Raw genomic sequence first — 22,694 nt, forward strand, 5'->3', positions numbered from 1 at the left:
AGTAGCTAAATTAAAACAAATATGGAAAATAAATAATGCATCCGATGGCGATAGCCGTTAAGGCTGCAAAAAATACGGCTCCTGCGGCAATATCTTTAATAAAACCGATGCGTTCATGATAGTCTGGGTGAATAAAATCGGCAATTTTTTCCACAGCGGTATTTAAGCCTTCAATGCTTAGTACTAATCCAAATACTAGGATTTGCATCATCCATTCAACACGGTCAATTTCAAAGTAGAATCCAGCCAATGTCATAAGAACAGCTAATGAAGACTGCACCATAACGCTATGCTCGGTAGTAATCAATTTAATTGCTCCTTTCAAAGCAAATCCAATACTTTTTAATCGGCCTGTAAAAAGGGTTTCGTCTTTTTCGAATTTCATTATATTCGTTTAAATTAAAAAACTGTCCTAAAGCAGGTTGTGCCCATTTAGGACAGTTTAGTTTCTTATAGTACTGCTAAAGCAGCTTCGTAATTTGGCTCGTCAGCAATTTCTTTTACTTGTTCTGTGTGAAGAATTGTTCCGTTTTCGTCTAAAACAATAACCACACGAGAATGTAAACCAGCTAAAGGACCGTCTGTGATTTCTAAACCATAGTTTTTTCCAAAACCACCGTCTTTGAAATCGGATAAGTTAATTACGTTTTCTAAACCTTCAGCACCACAAAAACGTTTTTGAGCAAAAGGTAAATCTCTAGAAATACATAATACTTTAGTGTTTGCTAAAGCACTAGCTTTTTCATTAAACTTTCTAACCGATGCTGCACAAGTTCCAGTATCAACACTTGGAAAAATGTTTAATACTACTTTTGAACCAGCGAAATCTGCTAATGAAGCAGTTCCTAAGTCGGTTTTTACTAAATTAAAATCAGTAGCTTTTGAGCCTACTGCTGGCAATTCGCCATTTGTGTGAACAGGATTTCCTCCTAATGTAATTGATGCCATACCTAATTTTTTTTTGAGTAACAAAAGTAAAGAATAATTGGTTAAAGTGTATCTTATCGTTTACTTAAGATTATTTTTTTTCTTTTTTAAAAACCAATAATTTGTTTTCAGCGTAAATGCCATTATAAAACTTAAAAAATAATACATTATGAAAACGAACAAATTTTTTGCTACTGCAGTTGTAGCTTTCGGATTATTAGTTGGGACAACTTCTTTTGCTCAAATGAAAGAAAAAACGGTTGAAGTAGGAGGTGCTCCTATGTATCCAAGTAAAAACATAGTAGAAAATGCGGTTAACTCAAAAGACCATACTACATTAGTAGCAGCTGTTAAAGCGGCTGGATTAGTTGATGTTTTAATGTCTGATGGTCCATTCACCGTTTTTGCCCCAACCAATGCTGCGTTTGCTAAATTACCTGCAGGAACAGTTGAAACCTTGTTAAAACCAGAAAATTTAAAAACGTTACAAACTATTTTAACGTATCATGTTGTAGCAGGAAAAATGAATGCTAAAGATATTGATGCTGCTATTAAAAAAGGAAACGGAAAAGCTACTTTAAAAACAGTTAGTGGTGGTACATTAACAGCTTGGATGAAAGGTAAAGACTTATATATTACAGACGAAAATGGTAATAGTGCTAAAGTTACTATTGCTGATGTTAATCAAAAAAATGGTGTTATTCACGTTGTTGATACTGTTGTAACTCCTAAGTCATAATTCTCAAAATGTTTAGTTTAGTTGGTTAAACAAAAAGCTCTGAATGAAAGTTCAGAGCTTTTTTATTTTTGTATAAACAATCCTTTATCCATTAAAATTTTTCTTGTAACTGAGTATACTACTGTTCCATTCCAATCATTCATGTAGTCAATCAAAATATATTTGTTACTATCTGATTTTGAACTCAAAGAAAAATAGTTTCTATAGTTTTTAGTTTGTAAATCTTCCCAAGGAATCGACATGTTTTCAAATATAATGCCTTGATTATTGTATTCAATAGTATTGATTTTGAAAATAATATTGTTAGAAAAATCGTTTAAATATTTTCTTGAAATATCATCAAAATAATAATCTTGAAGAGCATCCACAATAACTGCATATTTTTCAGATAATGACCTGAGATTTATACCGTAAAAAGATTTTAATCTTATTTCAATTTGTTTGCCCTGATTGTTTTCAATATCAATACAATAAATTCGACCAAATGTAAATGCATACCCATTTATCCATTTAATTCCGAATTTAAATTTAGCGATAGATTCTTTTTCAAATTTTGTTGAATTACCATCAATTCTATCATTATCATCAAACTCCAAGAAATTAGGATGAAATGTTAAGTCTCTTTTTCTATCAAAAATATCAGACTTTATAGATATAATTTTTACTTCTTCCACAAGGAATTATCGTTGTAACCAATTCTTAAAATCAAAGAAGTTTTGAGGTGCCACACCATGACCGACAGGATATTCATTATATTCGACTTCTAAACCTAAGTTTTCTAAAGCAGGTTTAGCTTTTCTTGCCCAATCTGCTGGAATTACTTGGTCAACCGAACCATGAGAAACGAAGAATTTTAGATGTGAAATGGCATTAGTATCAATAACTTCTGGCATAATTTCTTGATTGAAATAACCGCTTAACGCCACGACTTTACTAACTTTTTCAGGATAGGTTAGGGCGGTAGCATAACTTAAAATGGCACCTTGACTGAAGCCAATTAAGGTTACATTTTTAGCATCGATCGGATATTGTTTTACTACTTCCTCAATAAAACCAGCAATTAGTTCTACCGATTGTTTCGCTTGTACATTATCGGAAAATTTATTTTCATCGGCATCAAAATGAATCGCGTACCAAGCGTGTCCGTAAGGTTGTAAATCATAAGGCGCACGTACTGAAATCACATAACTATCATTTGGTAATTCGCTAGCAAAGGAAAATAAATCTTCTTCGTTGCTTCCATAACCGTGTAATAATAGTAATAAAGGATTTTTATCGTGTTTGATTTTTGGTTCTTGAATTAAGTAGTATAAGTTCATTTTGAATAAAATGGTTAAAATTTAGGTATTTAAAGCTTAAAAGGATTTGAAAAGTTTTTGATAGATTTCTCCTAAAAAAGGGACTATTTTCATTTCACCATTCAAACAATTGATAAAACCATAAATCCATAGTATGAAAATAAATATCCAAAATGAAGCAGAAACCATCCAGTTATCAAAATACCCAACAGGATATCCTAATAAAAAGAAGGTTAAGAAAATACCTAATGCTTGTCTTATGTGAAAACTTGCAAATTCGCTACGATTTTCTTCTTGGTTCATAAATATGGCAATTATTGCTCCTATGATTGTTAAATAGCTAACAATTGCTGTTTGTTTGCCTTGTTTGATTTCGTTCATATTTTAATGTCTTGTTAATTTTACTCTTTTCAGTTCATTCTTTTACACCCCTAATCCCAATAGCTATCGGGACTTCGAGGGGACAATCCAACTAAATAATTTATCATTTGTTCAAGATTTAGTTGAAGTGATCAAAATTTTATGAACTATTATTTATTCATTATCAATTGTCCATTATTATAAATTCCGATGGCTTTTCCTTTCATTTTTTGTCCTAAGAAAGCCGAATTTTTAGACTTTGATAAGATATTTTCCTTTCCAAATGTCCAATCATCTGATGTAGTGAAAAGTGACATATCGGCTTTATTTTCGGTTTTTATTGAAGGGTTTTCTATTTTGAAAACCAGTTTGTTAGTATTTAATTTTTCAACTACAACTTCAAGTGGTAAAATGGTTAGTAAAGCACCAAAAGCACTTTCTAAACCAATGGTTCCGTCTTTAGCCAAATCAAATTCTAATTTCTTATGTTCGATATCTAACGGATTGTGGTCTGAGGTTATACAATCAATTGTGCCATCTAAAATCGCTTCTACTAATGCTTTTCTTGTGGCTTCTTCACGCAATGGAGGCAATACTTTGTATCTCGAATCAAATCCCATTAACATTTCGTCGTTTAAAACTAAATTGTGAACGGCAACACTACAAGTTACTTGTAATCCTTTTGCTTTTGCTTCTTTGATTAATTTGATACTTCCTTGAGTAGAAATCGTTGGAATATGTAATTTTCCGCCCGTATATTCTAATAAAAATAAGTTACGAGCGACTTGCAATTCTTCGGCTAAAGCAGGGATTCCTTTCATACCTAGTTTTGTACTAATCACCCCTTCATTTGCAATACCAACTCCTTTTAAGTTACTGTCTTGACAAAAAGCGATTAACATGCCGTCGAAATCTTGTACGTATTGCAAAGCAATTTTTTGAAGATTAGCGTTTTGTAACGCTTTTTTATAATCGCCGAAAGCAATAGCTCCAGCGTTTTTCATGTCGAATAATTCGGCTAAATCCGTTCCTTCGCTTCCTTTGGTTAAGGCTCCGATGGGATATAAAGTTGTCGCTTGATTTTTAGCTCTGTCCAATACAAATCGCACTTGCGCTTGATTATCGATTATTGGGTTTGAATTGGGTTGTAAAGCTACAGCAGTAAATCCGCTTTTAGCAGCAACTTTTAATCCGTTTTCTATAGTTTCGCGGTCTTCGTACCCTGGTTCTCCGAAGGAAACCGAGCTATCCATCCAGCCTTTAGAAACGTGTAAATTCGGAATATTTACTACTTCAAAACCCGAAGTAGCGGTGATTTCTTTTTCTATTTGCGTTATCGTTCCGTTTTCAATTTTGATGTCCATCACTTGGTTGTGAAACGGACTTGAAGCGTCGATAATTTTGGCTTGTTTTAGAATAACTTGCGTCATTTTACAAATTTTTGGATTAGTAGTTCTGTTATTAAAAATAGTAGTGTTGCGATAATAAACCATTTCCAAATTTCATTGCTTGTGCGTTCAGAAGCAATGTCGTTTAGAACGGTGGCTATGTTGTTTACTTTAGTGAAATTTTCAAAATTGGCAGTTGATACTTGCGTTAAATCGCTTTCCGTTCTTGGATAGTTGAAACTGATTTTCTTTAGCGAATTGTTTGCTTTGATGACATCAAAATTTCCAGCTTCTTCTGGATAATCACCAAATGACAGTTTACATTTGGTATTCAAAATTTGTTGCATTGGAATGAAACTATAACCATCTTTTTGTACCGAAACCACTTCGTCTTTGGCTAAAGTAGTTTCTAAAATTAGGTTTTCGTTTTCACCAATGGTATAAGCGTTAATTCCCGTTTTACCTTGATTTTGTCCCATGTTGTAGAAGGTCGGAACAATTAAAGGTGCATTTTGAAAGTTGCTATTTTGTTTATTAATCGGAGCCGAAAAAGCGTAAAAAGTTCCCAATCGATTGGTAGTCGAACCCACGAAAACAGAATTGTCTTCGTATTGTAAAATGTTCGTAATTCCTGATAAAGTGAAGCTTTCTTTCACATTTGGATATTGAAAATTGCTCACTTTTTTCTCAAAAACCGTTTGGTATAACGGATGATTAAAATTGATTTTTGTGATTTGTTTTCCAGATGTCGAAAGTTGGGAATAACTCAATCCACCAAAGTTTTTTACGAAAGCATTTAATAGAGATGGCGTGTTTTTTGCATTCGGAATCAAAACAATATTGCCACCTTTTTCGTAGAAGGATTTTAATGTTGTTCCTAAAGCAACTGGCAAATCTTCTAATTCGTTTAGTACAATCGCATCTTGATTTTCAATTTGATTGTAGTCTAAAGTAGCTAATTCGGTACTTTGAAAATTGAATTCATCTGCCGTGAAAATGCGACTTAAGAAATTGTTTTTTTCTGAATTTCCGATGGCGATTACATTTGCTTTTTCTGGTTTTGAAATGCTTAAATAGTAATCGTTGTCGTAGCTTAAACTGTTATCTTCGATACTGATATTTCCGTGGAAGTCGTTTTTTGGAATCGTGATAGCAATTTCTGTCTTTTGATTTTCAAATTTAGCAATGGTTTTTGCAATCGCTTTGTTATTGCTGAATACAGAAAGTGGTACTTCATTATCCGTTTCCCCAAAAGCTTGAAGTGTGATTTTCAATTCATAAAATTGATCCAAAACTTGAGAAATCTCAACTTTATCAATGCTGATATTGGTTTTGTTTTGCGCTTCGGGTTGGATGAAATATACTACGTTATTTTCTGCTAAATCTAAAGCTTTTTTGCTTTCGGATTGAATCGCATCGGTAATGATAACGTAATCTTTCTTAGTGTTTTTCTTTTTGGTTTCTACTTGATTGATCAAATAATCCAATTGAAACGGCATCGCAGAATACTTCAAATTTTGTAATTCTTTTTGAATGGATTTGATATCCGTATCCCAAAAAACTTCGGAATTCGTAAGTAATGAGAATTGTTGGTTTTCAGGTAATTCTTCTAATAAATCTTGGATGCTTCGTTTTAGTAATTCGCCTTTTGCACCTTTTGCTTGCATTGAAAACGAGTTGTCTAATAAAATGATGAGTTCGTTTCCTTTGTTTGTGGTGTCTTTGGCGTCAAAAAAAGGTTGGGCAAAAGCAATAATTATGCAAGCTAACAACAATAGGCGAGTAGCTAACAGCAACCATTTCTTAATTTTAGAACTTTTTCGGGTTTGAATTTGAAGTTCTTTGAGCAGCTTTACGTTGGTAAAATATTCTTTTTTAAAACGACGTAATTGAAATAAATGCACCAAAATTGGTATAACCAACAGAAAAAGGAAGTAGAGAATTTCTGGATGTTTGAACTGCATTTATAATTAGAATTTGTCAAAAGTACGAAATTCCATTTAGATTACTATAGATATTTGAGTCATTTTTTTGGAACGCGGATGACACGGATTTTAGAAATTTATGCGGATTTTTTACTGTAATAGTTTAAAAAATGTGATTCCACTATCGTCACTTCGAGTGTTTTTTATAAAATTGCCTGAGCTATTTTATAAAAAATGTATCGAGAACTAATGGAATGTAATCGTTTCTATAGTTCTCGATACAATTTTCAAAAGTAAAAATTAGCATTTTTCCTTTTGAAAATCACTCGAAGTGACGGTGGAGTTATAGCGTTTCTACAGTTCTCGATACAATTTTCAAAAGCAAAAATTAGTATTTTTCCTTTTAAAAATCACTCGAAGTGACGTTGGTGTTATATCGTTTCTACAGTTCTCGATACAATTTTCAAAAGTAAAAATTAGCATTTTTCCTTTTAAAAATCACTCGAAGTGACGGTGTAGCAGTATTTGGTTTTGAAGTTCTTTAAATTGATTATCTAAAATTTAGATTAAAAAGTGATTAGAAAATGTAATTCCACCTTCGTCACTTCGAGTGTTTTGTATTTGTAAAGCCAAAGATTTACAAATACAAAATGTATCGAGAACTGTTGGGATGAAATCGTTTCTATAGTTCTCAATACAATTTTCAAAAGTAAAAATTAGCATTTTTCCTTTTAAAAATTACTCGAAGTGACGTAGTGTTATATCTAGAACTAATGAAAACTATTATTTCTCAAATCTTTTCTTAGCAAGATTTGGAAGTTCATCATAGTTACCATTTACTAAAGCTTCTTTTTTAGCTCTTGACCATTTTTTGATTTGTTTTTCTTTGTCAATTGCGAATCCGATATTGGTGAATTCTGCATAAAAAACTAATTCGACTGGTCTTCTTGGAGCGGTGTAACAATCTGGAAAGTATGCAGAATCATGTTGGTACATGCGTTGTTCTAAATTGCTTGTTACTCCTGTGTAGTAAGAATCATCTGCGCATTTTAGTATGTAGACGTATGAGATTTGCATGCGGCAAAAATAGAAAAAAGTTTTACAGTTGTTCTCGATACAATTTTAAAAAGTAAAAATTAGCATTTTTCCTTTTTAAAATTACTCGAAGTGACGGTGGTGTTATATCGTTTCTGTAGTTCTCGATACAATTTTAGATTATAAAATCTTTGGCTTTTATAATCTAAAATCACTCGAAGTGACGGAAGTGGAATTTTGAGTTCTTAAGACTACCTCTTCTTTTTCTTCTCTGCGCGTTTTCTTTCTACTGCTCGGTTTCTGGATTCTGTTTTTCTTGGAGTACGTTTTCCTGGACCGCCTAGGTTGACTTTTTTGTTTTTGTCTTTCTTTTGATGGAAGGCATCGCCTCCTTCTTTTTTAGGGGGTTTTAGCAAGAACTTCATTTTTTTCTTTTCCTTTTCGAAGTCTAAATAGCGTTCTTCTATTTTTAAATCTTCTGGAATTGGAAATTCTTTAATTTCGGTATTCATTAATAATTCTACCTCAATTTTTGGTTCTACTTCGCTTGGCGAAATCAAACTTATGGCAACCCCTGTTTTATCAGCACGACCGGTTCTACCGATACGGTGCATGTATTTCTCTGGTTCTTCAGTGAATTGTAAGTTGATAACGTGCGTGATATCAGAAATATCTAAACCACGTGCCATGATATCGGTAGTAACCAAACCTTTTAATTCGCCCGCCTGAAATGCAGCCATCGTATTCAAACGATAATTTTGTGATTTGTTTGAGTGAATGACTCCAAATTGCTCTGGAAATTCGCTTTCTAAGGTTTCTGAAACCAATTCTACGATACGTTTGTTGTTTACGAAAATCAACACACGATCCATTCCCTCAGTTTCGCGAATTAAGTGTTTTAGTAGATTTAATTTCGTTAAGAAATTAGGGACTTGATATACAATTTGTTCGATTTGTTCTAATGGAGTTCCGCTTGGTGCCAAGGAAACTTCTTCAGGAAAATCGAAGTATTCATCTAACATTTCATCTACTTCTTCGGTCATGGTGGCCGAGAATAAGATGTTTTGTTTTTTGCCACGCATCATGGTTAAAATGGAAGTCAATTGCGCACGGAACCCTAAGTTTAAGATTTCGTCAAATTCGTCAATGACTAACTTTTGTAAGGCATCAAAACGTAAAACACCGTCAAGCGCTAAATCCATAACACGACCTGGCGTTCCAACTAAAATATCGACACCTTCAGCTAGTGCTTTTCTTTGTGTATTGATGTTCACACCTCCATAAATACCAAGTGTTCGCACACTCATGTATTTGGTCAGTTTTTCAACTTCTTCTGCAACTTGTACAACTAATTCACGAGTTGGAACTAAAATAACTACTCTTGGTGATTCGTTATTTTGAAATTTCCATTGTTTAAGGATAGGTAATAAGTAGGCGAAGGTTTTACCTGTTCCAGTTTGAGCAATTCCCATTACGTCTCTTCCTGATAGAATTACAGCATGCGATTTTTCTTGAATAGGTGTAGCGTGAACAAAGCCTAGTTCGTCTAATGCTTTTTGTAGTGATTTTGGTAAATCGAATTCTAAGAAAGTTTTCATGGGTATTAAATTTGCTGCAAAGGTACATAAACTTTTTGGAATGGTATTTGTGTCATGTTGCGAGTGAAAACTAGTTGTATTTGCTTAATTTTATTACTACTTTCGATTTTTAAACAATAATTTCGTTGAAGTTTAGTTTTTATTCCTAGCTATGAAATTGAATCTGATTTTATTTTTTTGTATTTGTATTATTTCCTTGAAAGGGAAGGCACAAACTGTTGAAAAAAAAGCAGATAGTATTTCGATTTATCAGGATATTAATGATTTATCTAAGAAAAGTAAGTTTTCGAGATTTGTTTACAAACTTATCTTTAAAGAGTCTGCATTAAAAGCGGAGAATTTAGTTCCTTTTAAACCCAAAAAAGCTGAAAAAGCGGTCAAAAAGCATCAAGAAGGGAAAATTATTAGAAATATTACTATTGAAACTTTAGATCCATTCGGATATTCGGTTACAAATGAAAAGAAAGTTCCAAAAAGGAAATTAGAGAATTTTGGTAATTCGGTTCATATCAAAACAAAGGAAATTACGATTCGAAATATCATGCTTTTTAAAAAGTATGATAAATTAGATGCTAAGTTATTGTTAGAATCAGAACGTTTGATAAGAAGTCAACGTTATATTCGAGAAGTTAAGATTGTACCTGTTGATATTCCTAAAAACAAAGATTCAATTGATATTAAAATTAGGGTTTTGGATTCGTGGACTTTAATTCCTACGGGAAGTTTATCTTCTTCTGAAAGTAGTGTCAAGTTAACCGAACGCAATATTTTAGGTTTTGGGCATTTGATAAGTGGTAATGTTAGAAATCGTTTTGACACCAAAGAGCGTGCGGTTTATGCGCAATATTCCATCAATAATATTAAGAATACCTATTTTCGTTTTGATTTGGATTATGCGAATGAATTCAATAATGATAGTAAACGAAGTGTTAACATCAATCGACCATTTTATTCTGTAATCACAAAAAATGCTGGAGGTTTTTATTTTGAAAATCGATTACGAACAGAGCAGTTTCCCGTTTTAGATACGATTTCGTTACAAAAAGTATCTTATGATTTTCAGGAATACTGGTATGGTAGGGCTTTTAAAATCAATTCAAAATCTAATCCTGAGCGCTATTTTACTAATCTAGTTTTAGCTTTAACTTACAATCAAAAAGATTATGGGAGGTTACCTGATGCCACTTTAGATCCTTCAAATTATTTTTCAAATGAGAAGAATTGGGTTGGAATGATTGGGGTTTCAAGGCAAAAGTTCTATCAAGATACATTCGTTTTCAATTATAATATTACGGAGGATATTCCATACGGAGAAAATATAGCATTAATCATAGGGCATCAAGAAAAAAACAGTAATTCTCGAATGTATACAGGTTTGAGTGTTTCTTATGGAAAGAAATGTTCTTTTGGTTATGCCAGCGGTTTTGCTGAATGGGGCAGTTTTTACGATGCCGGATTAACGGAACAAACTACTTTTAAGATGGGCTTAAATTATTTTAGTCCATTACTTTCTTGGGGGAAATGGCATTTTAGGCAATTTGTGAAGCCAACATATGTTTGGGGGAACAATCGAGATGAATCGTTTAAGGATCGTTTAAATTTATTGGAAGCAGATGGCTTACCAGGATTTAATAATCGTTTTAACGGTACACAAAAATGGACTGTTTCTTTTCAAACACAATCGTATATACCTGGTAGTTGGTATGGTTTCCGATTTAGTCCGTATTTCAACACGACGCTTGGTTCTTTGGCAAACGATAAAGCTTTGTTTTCGAGTAAAGTATATTCAAAATTTAGTATTGGCGCTTTAATTAATAATGACTTTTTAGTGTTTAATAGTTTCCAAATATCCTTCTCTTATTATCCAACCATTCCTTTTGAAGGTGATGGAATCAATAAGTTTAATTCCTTTGAAAATACGAATTTATCATTATATGATTTTCAATTGTCGAAACCAGGGTATATTCGATATGAATAGTTTTTTAGTTTCAGGTTTTTACACAGAGCTACACAGATTTTTTGAATCACATAGATACAATAGTTTTTGATTGTGTTGATTTTAGGTGTTTCACTTAACATAACTCACAATAGTAGTGTAGTTTTGTTGTGCAGCTAAGTATCTCTTTTATGAACTTGATTCAATTTAACGATTTACTTATTTTTCCTTATATGACTTATATGTTTTAATTTTTGTTTTAAGTCTCAAGTTGAACTTAAATCGTCATTGAAAATAGCTTGGTTTCTGGGGCTTTTCGGATTAATCTTAAATCGAATGCCATACAGATATTTCTAACGAATGGTTTTCCTTTTTCGGTTACGGTTATGGTATCGTCTTGAATCGTTAAAAATCCATCCTCTTGCATTTCTTCTAAGCTGGCTAATACCGAAGGTAACTCAGGAAAATCTAGAGCTTTGTCTTTCCAAGAAGTGGTAAATTGACACATTAAATTCAGAATATGTCTTCTGATAATTAAATCTTCTGGTGTTAAAACGTGACCTCTGAAAATGGGTAATTGATTATCGGCTAAATGCGTGTAATAATCTTCGATAGTTTTTTCGTTTTGAGCAAAACTGTACCAGCTATCGCTAATAGAAGAAACGCCTAAACCAATCATTAATTGGGTTTTTGAAGCGGTATAGCCCATGAAATTACGATGTAGTTTTCCTTCTTTAAATGAAGTAAACATGCTGTCATTTTCTAAGGCAAAGTGGTCCATTCCAATTTCGTGGTAGCCGTTTTGTGCCAATTGTTTTTTACCTTCTTCATACAACATTCGTTTTTCGTCGTCTTTTGGTAAATCCTCGTCTTTAAATCCACGTTGTCCGTTGCCTTTAATCCATGGCACGTGCGCGTAACTATAAAATGCTAATCTGTCAGGTTGTAACGATTTGGTTTTATCAATTGTATCTTTAACATCGGCTAATGTTTGAAAAGGTAATCCGAAAATCAAATCGTGACCAATTGACGTATATCCAATTTCTTTTGCCCAAAAAGTAACTTTAGCCACATTATGAAAAGGTTGAATTCTATGAATGGCTTCTTGTACTTTTGGCGAATAATCTTGCACACCAAAACTTACGCGTCTAAAGCCTAAATCGTATAATTTTTGTAGGTGTTGTTTTGTAGTATTGTTGGGATGTCCTTCAAAACTAAACTCATGTTCTTCTGCTTTTGTTGCATATTGAAATATACCTTTTATTAAATATTCAAGATTTTCTGGTGAGAAGAACGTTGGGGTACCGCCACCTAAGTGAATTTCTTTAATAATCGGTTTTCTTGGGAATAAATCGCAATATAATTTCCATTCTTTGATAACGGCTGCTATGTAAGGGTCTTCCACTTCATGGCGTTTGGTAATTCTTTTGTTGCAACCACAAAACGTACACAAACTTTCGCAAAAAGGAAGGTGAATGTATAGACTAATACCTTCTGTAGCATTGGATTCTTTGAAAGATTGTAACAGCGTTCGTTTCCAATCATCTAAGTGGAATTTTTCTTCCTCCCAGTAAGGAACTGTAGGGTAACTGGTATAGCGAGGTCCTGGAACATTATATTTTTGGACAATTGAGACTGACATAGCAATAGATTTTTAGCACTGTACAAACTTAAAGCGCTTCTGAAAAATAAAAAATGATAATTGTCATATTTGATTTGTGTAACAAATATTACAGAAGAAAGCTTTTTCAAATCGTATCTTTGAAGTAGAAAAATAATAGATTATGAATGCGAAATTTAATGATATAATAAACGGTAATGATTTGGTTTTAGTAGATTTCTATGCCGATTGGTGTGGCCCTTGTAAAATGATGTCGCCTATATTGCAAGAAGTGAAGTTAGATTTAAAAGATGCTGTAAAAATTATTAAAGTGAATGTTGACCAACACCAAGATTTGGCAAGTCATTTTATGGTAAGAGGAGTGCCAACCTTAATGTTATTTAAAACAGGAAAAATGTTATGGCGCCAATCAGGAGTTTTGAGTGCTAGAGATTTATCAGCTATAATTAGTAATCATTTAAATTGATTTTTTGTATATTTATAAACGAAAACAAACTAAAACATAAAAATAATGAAATTAAAAGTATTGAGTTTGGTCATTCTATTTTTTGGATTGACTTCTTGTTTGAAGAATCAAGCAGATGGTGTTCAAGTGTTAGATGTAGCCAAATATGAAAAAAAAATGACTCAGTCTGATGTACAATTGGTTGATGTTAGAACGCCAGAAGAGTTTAATGAGGGGCATTTAGAAAATGCTATAAATATTGATGTAACAGCAGATGATTTTGATGCTAAAGTTGCGAGTTTAGATAAAGAAAAACCTGTGATGGTATATTGTAAACTTGGAGGAAGAAGTTCTAAAGCGGCAACGAGATTAAAAGAATTGGGATTCAAAAATATTTCGGATTTAGAGGGAGGAATCACCAATTGGACAAACGAGAATAAACCAACAGTTAAATAAACTTAATACTTTAAATTATGAAAAAAAATGTAGGTACAGGTGACCGTTTTTTACGCGTCATGATTGGTGTTATTGCGCTAATTTTAGGACTTTCAGGAATGTTAGAAGGAACTATGAAATGGGTAGCATTAGGTGTAGGTGCCGTTATGGTAGTTACAGCTTCAGTACAGTTTTGCCCGCTTTACACTTTATTAGGAATTAATACTTGTAAAGTAAAACCGAAAAAATAAAAATTTATCAAATTATAGTATAAGTATGATTTACTTCGGTAAATTGTACTTTTTTATTTTATACCCTATGATAACTTGGAACGATTTTGAAAAAGTTGAAATGCGCGTTGGAACTATCTTGGATGTACAAGATTTTCCAAAAGCAAATAAACCTGCGTATCAATTAACAATTGATTTTGGTGTTGAATTAGGAATTAAAAAATCTTCGGCACAAATAACCAAACGTTATACAAAAGAAGATTTAATTGGGAAACAAATTATTGCCGTGGTCAATTTTCCTAAAAAACAAATTGCGGATTTTATGAGCGAATGTTTGGTGTTGGGTTCGGTAGGTGAGGAGAATGATATTGTTTTGCTGACTTCTGATATTCCAGTTGAAAATGGGTTGCGTATTGGATAAAAAAAATCCCAAATTCAATTAAGAGTTTGGGATTTGTATTTTGTAATCTTACGATTAAATATCGTCAAAATCAATATTAGTAAAACTTTCCGCTGATTTTACTTCGTCGTTTCCTTCAGCATAAATTTCTCTTTTAAAATCTTTTTGATGTCTTTCTGAGATTACTTCTTCTCCTTTTTGGTCTAGAACAAAATCAGTCATTTCATCTAAAATTTCTCTGAAAGCAGCGAAATCTTCTTTGTACAAATAAATTTTGTGTTTTTTAAAGTGAAATGAACCATCTTCTTCTGTAAACTTTTTACTTTCAGTAATGGTAATGTAGTAATCATCTGCTTTTGTAGCTCTTACATCAAAGAAATACGTTCTTCTTCCTGCACGCAATACTTTAGAAAAAATATCTTCTTTTTCTAACATGTCATTTTCTCTCATAATCCTACTGTCAATTAATTAGTGTTATAGCGTCTCAAAAATCTAAAAAAAATCGGATAAAACAAAATTTTAGTCAATTTCTTTTTCCGAAAGTTGTTTTAAGTATAACTCTTTGTAGTACCCATTAAGGTCTAATAGTTGGGAATGAGTACCTTGCTCTTTGATTTTTCCTTCGTCTAATATGATAATCCAATCCGCATTTTTGGCAGAAGAAACTCGGTGACTCACAATTATAGTCGTTTTGTCTTTGCAATAGTCTAATAAATTGTTCAAAATGGTTTCTTCGGTTTCAGTATCAACAGCGCTTAAGCAATCGTCTAAAAGAAGTACAGGAGCGTTCTTAATTAATGCTCTTGCAATAGAAACACGTTGCTTTTGTCCACCCGATAATGTAATACCTCGTTCGCCCAAAACCGTTTCATATTGTTGATTAAAATTCATAATATTATCATGAACGACTGCTTTTTTAGCGGCTTCCATTACTTCTTCGTCAGTAGCATTTTCATTACCGAATTTGATGTTATTTTTAATACTATCCGAAAACAAGAAAGCATCTTGTGGCACCACACTGATTTGATTACGTAAATCAAATAAATTTAAGTCTTTGATGTCTTTATTGTCAATAGAAACCGTTCCTGAAGACGTATCATACAAACGACTTATTAAAGTTAAAAGAGTCGATTTTCCTGAACCTGTTTTTCCTAAAATAGCTAAGGTTTTTCCTTTTTTAACTTCAAATGAAATTTCGTCTAAAGCTTTGATTTTGGTGTCTTCGTATTCGAAAGAAACCTTATCAAATTTAATTGCGCCTTCAATTGGAGTATGACTGCTTACTGTATTTTTAATTTCTGGTTCTTCTTTTAGGAATTCATTGATACGTTTTTGCGAAGCTTCTGCTTCTTGAACTAATGAAGAAACCCAACCTAAAGATGCTACCGGCCATGTCAACATATTGATGTATAAAATGAATTGGGCAATAACTCCAATACTTGCAATTTCAGGATCGTTATTGATGTACATAGAACCACCAACATAAACTACTACCAAGTTACTCAATCCAATAAGCAGAATCATCAACGGACCAAAAAGGGAGTTTACTTTGGCTAAATCCATGGCTTTTACTTTACTTTCATCACTTAATTTAGTGAAATCTTCTTGCTTTTTGCCTTCGATAGCATAAGCTTTAATTACTCGAATTCCAGAGAAAATTTCTTGTGTAAAAGAAGAAAGCGTTGATAAGTTCTTTTGGAATTCGCCACTTCTTTTATGAATCATCGAACTAATTTTGAAAATACTGTATGATAAAAGTGGTAATGGTAATAAGGAGTACAAAGTTAGTTTTGGAGAAATATTGTACATATAAATCACTACAATCGTAAAACGCATTAAAGTGTTTAAGGAATACATTACGGCTGGACCTACATACATTCTTACTTTTCCAACATCTTCGCTAATGCGATTCATCAAATCTCCAGTGCGATTGCGTTTGTAGAAACTTTGGGTTAACGTTTGATAGTGATTGAAAATTTCGTTCTTCAAATCAAATTCTACATGACGCGACATTACAATTAAGGTTTGACGCATTAAGAATGTGAAAAATCCGGCGATAATTGTAGTTCCTAAAATCAGTAAAATGTTGTGAAATAATGTTTTCTGAAACCTAAGTAGGTCACCATCAGGGTTTTTTACGTAGTCTTCAATTACTTTTATGGAGTTTCCAATCAACTCTGGAGTGAATAAAGAGAAGATTTGCGCTACAATTGTAATAAATATTCCAAGCAGGAAACGATATTTATATTTGACAAAGTATTTGTTTAAATATTGTAATTCTTTCATAGTATTCTTTAGTGCGATAACATTTCTGTATCAAATTCATTAAAAAGATAATCAATTGATAATGAACGATTATCGGGTTTTTTAGCTTTTCATTGCTAAATTATTAAAATAAATATAATTTTATGAATCATTTTAAAATTATTCGTAATATTGTAATTAAATATTGAATAATTTTCAACTCAACTCAAATCGCATGACAGCAGAATTATTAAAAGCAAATGAGCTTCATAAAGTAGATCCAGTTTTTGGTCAGGTATCTTTTGATGGTCATGAACAAGTTGTATTTTGTCACGACAAAGATACAGGATTAAAAGCAATTATTGGAATTCATAACACAGTTTTAGGACCTGCATTAGGAGGAACTAGAATGTGGAATTATACTAACGAATGGGAAGCGTTAAACGACGTTTTGCGTTTGTCTCGTGGAATGACTTTCAAAAACTCAATTTCGGGATTAAATTTAGGTGGAGGAAAAGCGGTTATCATTGGTGACGCTAAAACTCAAAAAACACCTGAATTAATGCGTCGTTTTGGACAATTTGTAGATTCATTATCTGGAAAATATATCACTGCTGAAGACGTAGGAATGGAAACCAAAGACATGGATACAGTAAATGAAGTAACAAAACACGTTGCGGGTATTTCTGTTGAAAGAGGTGGTTCTGGAAATCCTTCTCCTGTTACAGCTTACGGTGTTTTCATGGGAATGAAAGCAGCAGCTAAATACAAATTTGGTTCTGATAATTTAGAAGGTAAAAGTGTTTTAGTACAAGGAATTGGTCACGTTGGCGAAGTTTTAGTACAACACTTAACTGAAAGTGGTGCAATCGTTACGATTACAGATATCAACGAAGATAGAGTACATCAAGTAGGAGCGAAGTACGGAGCTAAAATCTTTACAGGTGCTGATTTATACAGTGCTGATGTAGATATTTACGCACCATGTGCTTTAGGAGCTACTATTAATGATGCTACTATCAACAACATTAAAGCTTCTATTATTGCTGGTGCGGCTAACAACCAATTAGCTAACGAAGCAGTTCACGGAAAAATCTTAAAAGAAAAAGGTATTTTATATGCACCTGATTTCTTAATCAATGCAGGTGGTGTTATCAACGTGTATTCTGAATTAGTTAAATGGACGAATGCTCAGGTTATGGAAAAAACAGAAAACATCTACAACACAGCATTAGAGATTTTCAAATTTGCAGATGATAACAACATCACTACGCATCAAGCGGCTTTCTCAATGGCGCAAAAACGTATTGATGATGCAAAAAATGAATTAAAGAAGTAATTCGTTTTAAATAAAATTGTATTTTTGCAGAGCGAAAGAGGCAACTTTTTCGCTCTCTTAATTTTATAAAGTTCTTAATTAGTATGTTAAACAGAAGACATATCCGAGTAAAAGTGATGCAAAGTATTTATGCAATGCACCAACACCAATCTGATAATTTGGATAAAGAAGAAAAATTCCTTTTTCAAAGTATCGAAAATACCCAAAACTTGTATCTTTTATTGCTTTCGGCACTTATCGAAATCAAAAAGAAAGAAGAGGAATACATCGATTTGGCTTCTAAAAAACATTTAGCTACTAAAGAAGAGCGCAATCCCAATTTAAAATTTATCAATAATAAAGTTTTGGTTTTATTATCAGAATCGGAAGCATTGGAAACTGCTTTAGATGATAATAACATCAACAACTGGAAATTGAATGATGATATTATTTTGTCTTTAATAGAAACAATTAAAGAAAGCGAATTATATCAAAATTACATGCAGAAACCTGTCGGTAGTTTTGAAGATGATAAAAATTTCATTGCCGATTTATATACCGAAGTAATTGCTCCAAGTGATCGTTTATACGATTATTTAGAAGATTATAAATTAACTTGGGTAGATGATTTGCCTGGAATTAATACTTTAATTGTGAAGCAAATCAAACAATTAAAATCGGAACATGAGGCTTTGGTTATTCCTAAAGTATATAAAGATTCTGACGATAAAGAGTTTGTAAAGAATTTGTTTAGAAAGACAGTTTTAAATGAAGTTGAATTATCTAAAGAATATATTGATAAAACGCCAAATTGGGATGTTGAACGTATTGCTGAAATTGATACGATTATCTTAAAAATGGCAATTTGTGAGTTGTTGAAATTTCCATCTATTCCAACGAAAGTAACAATTAACGAATATTTAGAGATTGCAAAGGAGTATTCTACACCAAAAAGTAGTATTTTTATAAACGGAATTTTAGATAACTTGGTTAAAGAATTTACTCAAAACGGGAAATTAAAAAAATCAGGTAGAGGTTTATTATAAATTTTAATAGTATGATAAGAAAATCAGTTGGGTTCTTAGCCCTTTCGTTAGTTGTATTAACTACTGCATGTAAACAAGAAAGTGCAGCAGATAAAATTACAGATGCTGATATGCAAACCATAGAAGCTGAAAAAGCATTAATTGGAAAATTACCAAAAATTGAATTAGATAAAGAAATTCATGATTTTGGTACAATTAAAGAAGGAGATAAAGTTGAAACTGAATTTATTGTGAAAAATGTTGGTGAATCTGATTTAATTATTGCTGATGCCAAAGGAAGTTGTGGATGTACTGTTCCAAAACCGCCAAAAGATCCAATTAAACCAGGAGAATCAGCCCCTATAAAAGTTTCTTTTGATTCTAAAAACAAACCAGGAGAACAAGAAAAAACAGTAACGTTAACGACTAATACTGAGAATGGTCATGAAACGTTTAAAATTAAAGCAAAAGTAACACCAGCTACAGGAGTAGCTAATTAATAAGCAACGTATGAATCCAAGTTTAGCAATACAAATTGTATTAATGATTGCCGTGTTTTATTTTTTATTAATAAGACCACAACAACAAAGAGCCAAAAAAGAAAAAGCATTTGAAACTGGACTAAAAGTGGGTGATAGAATTATCACTAAAGCTGGAATCCACGGTAAAGTGGCAGAGATGAATGAAGATACTGTAGTAGTTGAAACTATGGCAGGTAAAATCAAAATGGAAAAATCTGCTATTTCAATGGAAATGAGTGCTAAATTAGCAGCAAAATAAGATTTTTTAATATAGTAAAAAGCCGAATTTCAATTTAGAAATTCGGCTTTTTTATGCTCTGTATTTGTCATTTAAACCTCGACCTTCTAATATCATTGTAATGACTTTTTCTAAACGAGTCATTTGCGTCTTTTCTTGCTTAGCCGAAGTAATGTATTCGATGAATTCTCTTTGTTTGTATGGAGAAAACGAATTGAATTTAGAAGATAGTTCTAAATTTCTATCTAATTCTTTTTGCAGTAATTCAGGGATAATGGTTTCTTTTTTCTCTTTTGGAATTGCCAATCCTTTTTCTTCAATTTCAATGGCTTCTTTTATGTACGCTAAAATTAATTTTTCATCAATTTCATTTACTGAATTAAATCGCATTTGGCGAAGTGATTTTGTGTTTTCTTCATTCGCATTGATAAGCAGTTTTTTTTCATCTTTCAAAAACACTCCATTATAGAACCAAATTCCAAAATAGGATTTAAAACCACCAATTCCCAACACATTTTTATTGTTGTATGTATAAACAGGGCCGCCCCATTTTGTTGTTTCAACTAAAGGCGTTTTACGAATGATAGCATGCAATTGCTCTAATTCGTTTTCCCATTGATTGGTTTTATTCCATTTATTATCTTTTTCCAAAGTGATAACGATTTATTTATCAAATGTAAAGAATCTTCATAAAAAAAGAGGAACATCGTCCTCTTTAATTTGATTTTAGAATTTTACTTTTACTGTAATTGGTTTGCCGTTTCGCATTACGGTTACGTCTTTTTCATCACCAACACTTAATTTCGATAAACAATCCATATAACCGTATACTTCTTTGATTTCGCAATCTCCAATTTTCACTAGAATGTCACCCGCTAAAATTCCTGCCGCATGTGCTGGACGATTATCGGTAACGCCATCAATGTGTAAACCATCACCATGGTCGGTGTAATCTGGCATAATTCCTAAAGTTACTTTGTATTTTGGAACTACTTTTTCTGAATTCATAGCCGTTTTAGTGAATTCAACTTTCTCTAACTTTTCAATTTCTGAGCATACACGGAATACATAATCTGTTATATTTCTCACACCATAGTAATTGATTTTATCTTCATCATCACTTGGTTTGTGATAATCATTATGAGTTCCTGTAAAGAAAAACAATACTGGGATATCTTTTAAATAAAAAGAAGTATGATCAGATGGTCCTTGTCCTGCTGGATCTAATGTAACATTGAAACCTGCTGGTTTATTTTTATTAACGATTTTAGTAAATTCTGGAGAAGTTCCAATACCACCGACTGTTAAACCTTTATCAGCATTTAAGCGGCCAATCATGTCCATATTAATCATTGCGATAACATTTGGATGTAATGATTTTAAAGTTTCTGCCATATGTTTTGAACCAATTAAACCATCTTCTTCACCTGAAAATAAAGCAAAAATGTAATTCGCATTCTCTTTAGTTTTATTTTTTGATAACATACGAGCTAATTCCAACACTCCCGCTACACCAGATGAATTATCATCGGCTCCGTTATGAATTTCTCCATGAGAATTGGGTTTTGTAGAATGATTGTGTTCGTTTAAACCTAAATGGTCGTAATGTGCTCCAATAATGATGGTTTTAGACGCTTTGTTGTCTAAGAAGGCAATGACATTGGTTCCATGATTTGCTTTATCACCCGAACCATCCGTAGCATGTGGATTTAATTTTACTTTGTAATTGAACTTTTGGAAATAACTATTGTTCGCATAAGGTTTTAATCCTAATGCTTTGAATTCTTTTGCAATATAATCTGCTGCTTTTTTCTCGCCTTCCGAACCGGTTAAGCGACCTTGTAATTCATCGGATGCTAAATAGGTAATGTGTTTTTTTAGCGATTTTGGTTGTGCAATTTCAGCGGCATCTCCTTCAACCCAATCGGCAATGAAAACGTTAGTTTCTCTTGGTTTGCTTTGCATTCTGTTACTCGAGAAAACCAATTTTTTTCCATCAGGAGAAAACATTGGAAACGCATTGAATTCACTTTGATAGGTGATTTGCTGTAAATTTTCGCCATTAATATCAATCATGAACAATTGAAAATCATATCCACGAGTAGAATGATGATTCGAAGAAAAGATAATTTTCTTGTCAGAAGGGTGGAAGTAAGGCGCCCAATTCGCTTTTCCAAGATTCGTAATTTGTTTTAAATCAGAACCATCGATGTTGCATGTGTAGATTTCCATTTCAGATGGAGCAACTAAGTTTTGCGCCAACAAATCTTTGTATTCTTTTATCGCTTCAGCCGTCTTAGGACGTGACGAACGGAATACTAATTTTTTACTATCGTGTGAGAAGAAACATCCGCCATCATAACCTAAACCAGTTGTAATTTGTTTTAAATTGCTTCCGTCAATATCCATGGTGTACAATTCTAAATCGCCACTTCTAATACTCGTGAAGGCAATTTTTTTACCATCAGGAGAAACTACTGCTTCAGCATCATAACCAGGAGAATTAGTTAATTGTTTAGTAATGTTTCCATTTAAATCGGCAATGTAAATATCAAATTCTGGATAAATTGCCCAAAGATATTTTCCGTCAATAGGTTTCGGTGGTGCCGGACATGCGTGGTCTGCAGCATGTGTTGAAGCGTATAAGATATGTTTTCCATCGGGCATGTAATACGAACAGGTGGTTCTTCCTTTTCCTGTTGAAACCAATTGTAAGCTTTTTTCATTGAATTCTTGTGCTTTTAAATCTAGCATGAAGATTTGGTCACAAGACACGCCAAAAGCTTTATTGGTAACTTGAAGTGTTAATTTATCGCCATTAGGACTAAAATAAGCTTCTGCATTATCGCCACCGAAAGTTAATTGTTTGATGTTTTTAAGATGTTTTTCTTGAGCAAAAGAAAATATAGAAAGTGAAGTAATTACAGCTATCGATAAGCTTTTTCTAAGATTTATAATTTGAAACATAATTGGTTTTTATTTGTAATGAATAAAAATGATGTACGAATATA

At 32.6% G+C, this 22,694-nt stretch carries 24 protein-coding genes; 10 read left to right on the top strand and 14 right to left on the bottom strand.

What is annotated here, in order from left to right; genetic code table 11:
- Positions 1-10: 10 nt before the first annotated feature.
- Together IM755_RS09830 and tpx are read right to left on the bottom strand one after the other, a co-directional pair.
- Positions 11-385, bottom strand: coding sequence for a diacylglycerol kinase (locus tag IM755_RS09830; protein ID WP_194096314.1), 375 nt, complete (start codon positions 383-385; stop codon positions 11-13).
- 65 nt (positions 386-450) lie between these two features.
- The gene (tpx, locus tag IM755_RS09835; protein ID WP_026726725.1) at positions 451-948 is read right to left on the bottom strand and encodes a thiol peroxidase; all 498 of its coding nucleotides are present in this window, start codon (positions 946-948) and stop codon (positions 451-453) included.
- A 148-nt stretch (positions 949-1,096) separates the two neighbouring features.
- On the opposite strand from tpx, the gene IM755_RS09840 reads away from it, so the two are divergent.
- Positions 1,097-1,666 carry a fasciclin domain-containing protein gene (locus tag IM755_RS09840; RefSeq protein ID WP_026726724.1) on the top strand — a complete coding sequence of 190 codons (570 nt, stop codon included), beginning with the start codon at positions 1,097-1,099 and terminating at the stop codon, positions 1,664-1,666.
- 62 nt (positions 1,667-1,728) lie between these two features.
- Here the strand turns inward: IM755_RS09840 and IM755_RS09845 are convergent, their stop codons facing one another.
- The 7 genes from IM755_RS09845 to IM755_RS09875 form a co-directional block, all read right to left on the bottom strand.
- Positions 1,729-2,340 (bottom strand): hypothetical protein, encoded by a 612-nt coding sequence (locus tag IM755_RS09845; protein WP_194096316.1) that lies wholly within the window; start codon positions 2,338-2,340, stop codon positions 1,729-1,731.
- Positions 2,341-2,346: 6 nt separating this feature from the next.
- Positions 2,347-2,985, bottom strand: a complete 639-nt coding sequence (locus IM755_RS09850; RefSeq protein WP_194096318.1) for an alpha/beta hydrolase — start codon at positions 2,983-2,985, stop codon at positions 2,347-2,349.
- 36 nt (positions 2,986-3,021) lie between these two features.
- Entirely contained in the window at positions 3,022-3,345 is a 324-nt protein-coding gene (locus tag IM755_RS09855; RefSeq protein ID WP_194096321.1) for a DUF4870 domain-containing protein, read from the bottom strand.
- A 149-nt stretch (positions 3,346-3,494) separates the two neighbouring features.
- Positions 3,495-4,754: a dihydroorotase gene (locus IM755_RS09860; RefSeq protein ID WP_194096323.1), complete on the bottom strand. Its 1,260-nt coding sequence runs from the start codon at positions 4,752-4,754 to the stop codon at positions 3,495-3,497.
- Positions 4,751-6,676: a vWA domain-containing protein gene (locus IM755_RS09865; RefSeq protein WP_194096324.1), complete on the bottom strand. Its 1,926-nt coding sequence runs from the start codon at positions 6,674-6,676 to the stop codon at positions 4,751-4,753. The genes IM755_RS09860 and IM755_RS09865 overlap by 4 nt, the downstream gene beginning before the upstream one ends.
- A gap of 744 nt (positions 6,677-7,420) precedes the next feature.
- The gene (locus tag IM755_RS09870) at positions 7,421-7,714 is read right to left on the bottom strand and encodes a GIY-YIG nuclease family protein (protein ID WP_194096326.1); all 294 of its coding nucleotides are present in this window, start codon (positions 7,712-7,714) and stop codon (positions 7,421-7,423) included.
- A gap of 209 nt (positions 7,715-7,923) precedes the next feature.
- Positions 7,924-9,270 (bottom strand): DEAD/DEAH box helicase, encoded by a 1,347-nt coding sequence (locus tag IM755_RS09875; protein ID WP_194096328.1) that lies wholly within the window; start codon positions 9,268-9,270, stop codon positions 7,924-7,926.
- 151 nt (positions 9,271-9,421) lie between these two features.
- On the opposite strand from IM755_RS09875, the gene IM755_RS09880 reads away from it, so the two are divergent.
- Complete coding sequence (locus tag IM755_RS09880; RefSeq protein WP_194096330.1) at positions 9,422-11,248, top strand: BamA/TamA family outer membrane protein; 1,827 nt, start codon at positions 9,422-9,424, stop codon at positions 11,246-11,248.
- Between the two features lie 235 nt (positions 11,249-11,483).
- Here the strand turns inward: IM755_RS09880 and hemN are convergent, their stop codons facing one another.
- On the bottom strand, positions 11,484-12,848 hold the full coding sequence (gene hemN / locus IM755_RS09885) for an oxygen-independent coproporphyrinogen III oxidase (RefSeq protein ID WP_194096332.1): 1,365 nt from the start codon (positions 12,846-12,848) through the stop codon (positions 11,484-11,486).
- Between the two features lie 142 nt (positions 12,849-12,990).
- Here hemN and trxA point away from each other — a divergent pair, with 142 nt between their 5' ends.
- The 4 genes from trxA (at position 12,991) to IM755_RS09905 (ending at position 14,358) form a co-directional block, all read left to right on the top strand.
- A complete protein-coding gene (gene trxA, locus IM755_RS09890; protein ID WP_194096335.1) occupies positions 12,991-13,293 on the top strand; it encodes a thioredoxin in 303 nt (100 codons plus the stop codon).
- Positions 13,294-13,338: 45 nt separating this feature from the next.
- Entirely contained in the window at positions 13,339-13,728 is a 390-nt protein-coding gene (locus IM755_RS09895; protein WP_194096337.1) for a rhodanese-like domain-containing protein, read from the top strand.
- A 17-nt stretch (positions 13,729-13,745) separates the two neighbouring features.
- Positions 13,746-13,958: a YgaP family membrane protein gene (locus IM755_RS09900; protein WP_194096339.1), complete on the top strand. Its 213-nt coding sequence runs from the start codon at positions 13,746-13,748 to the stop codon at positions 13,956-13,958.
- A gap of 67 nt (positions 13,959-14,025) precedes the next feature.
- Entirely contained in the window at positions 14,026-14,358 is a 333-nt protein-coding gene (locus IM755_RS09905) for a tRNA-binding protein (protein WP_194096341.1), read from the top strand.
- 54 nt (positions 14,359-14,412) lie between these two features.
- Here the strand turns inward: IM755_RS09905 and IM755_RS09910 are convergent, their stop codons facing one another.
- Together IM755_RS09910 and IM755_RS09915 are read right to left on the bottom strand one after the other, a co-directional pair.
- Positions 14,413-14,787 carry a PUR family DNA/RNA-binding protein gene (locus IM755_RS09910; protein WP_026726432.1) on the bottom strand — a complete coding sequence of 125 codons (375 nt, stop codon included), beginning with the start codon at positions 14,785-14,787 and terminating at the stop codon, positions 14,413-14,415.
- 69 nt (positions 14,788-14,856) lie between these two features.
- Positions 14,857-16,623, bottom strand: a complete 1,767-nt coding sequence (locus IM755_RS09915) for an ABC transporter ATP-binding protein (RefSeq protein ID WP_194096344.1) — start codon at positions 16,621-16,623, stop codon at positions 14,857-14,859.
- A gap of 193 nt (positions 16,624-16,816) precedes the next feature.
- Between IM755_RS09915 and IM755_RS09920 the strand changes: the two genes are divergently transcribed.
- The 4 genes from IM755_RS09920 (at position 16,817) to yajC (ending at position 19,704) form a co-directional block, all read left to right on the top strand.
- Positions 16,817-17,920 (top strand): Glu/Leu/Phe/Val dehydrogenase dimerization domain-containing protein, encoded by a 1,104-nt coding sequence (locus tag IM755_RS09920; RefSeq protein ID WP_026726434.1) that lies wholly within the window; start codon positions 16,817-16,819, stop codon positions 17,918-17,920.
- Positions 17,921-18,003: 83 nt separating this feature from the next.
- The gene (gene nusB / locus IM755_RS09925; protein ID WP_228063930.1) at positions 18,004-18,945 is read left to right on the top strand and encodes a transcription antitermination factor NusB; all 942 of its coding nucleotides are present in this window, start codon (positions 18,004-18,006) and stop codon (positions 18,943-18,945) included.
- A gap of 11 nt (positions 18,946-18,956) precedes the next feature.
- Positions 18,957-19,424, top strand: a complete 468-nt coding sequence (locus IM755_RS09930; RefSeq protein ID WP_194096346.1) for a DUF1573 domain-containing protein — start codon at positions 18,957-18,959, stop codon at positions 19,422-19,424.
- 10 nt (positions 19,425-19,434) lie between these two features.
- Positions 19,435-19,704, top strand: coding sequence for a preprotein translocase subunit YajC (gene yajC, locus IM755_RS09935; RefSeq protein ID WP_111565757.1), 270 nt, complete (start codon positions 19,435-19,437; stop codon positions 19,702-19,704).
- Between the two features lie 51 nt (positions 19,705-19,755).
- Here the strand turns inward: yajC and IM755_RS09940 are convergent, their stop codons facing one another.
- Both IM755_RS09940 and IM755_RS09945 read right to left on the bottom strand, forming a co-directional pair.
- Positions 19,756-20,334, bottom strand: coding sequence for a YdeI/OmpD-associated family protein (locus tag IM755_RS09940; RefSeq protein WP_228063931.1), 579 nt, complete (start codon positions 20,332-20,334; stop codon positions 19,756-19,758).
- A gap of 75 nt (positions 20,335-20,409) precedes the next feature.
- Entirely contained in the window at positions 20,410-22,650 is a 2,241-nt protein-coding gene (locus IM755_RS09945; RefSeq protein WP_194096348.1) for a M20/M25/M40 family metallo-hydrolase, read from the bottom strand.
- Positions 22,651-22,694: the final 44 nt, after the last annotated feature.

It is taken from the genome of Flavobacterium proteolyticum (assembly GCF_015223105.1).
Lineage (GTDB): Bacteria > Bacteroidota > Bacteroidia > Flavobacteriales > Flavobacteriaceae > Flavobacterium > Flavobacterium proteolyticum.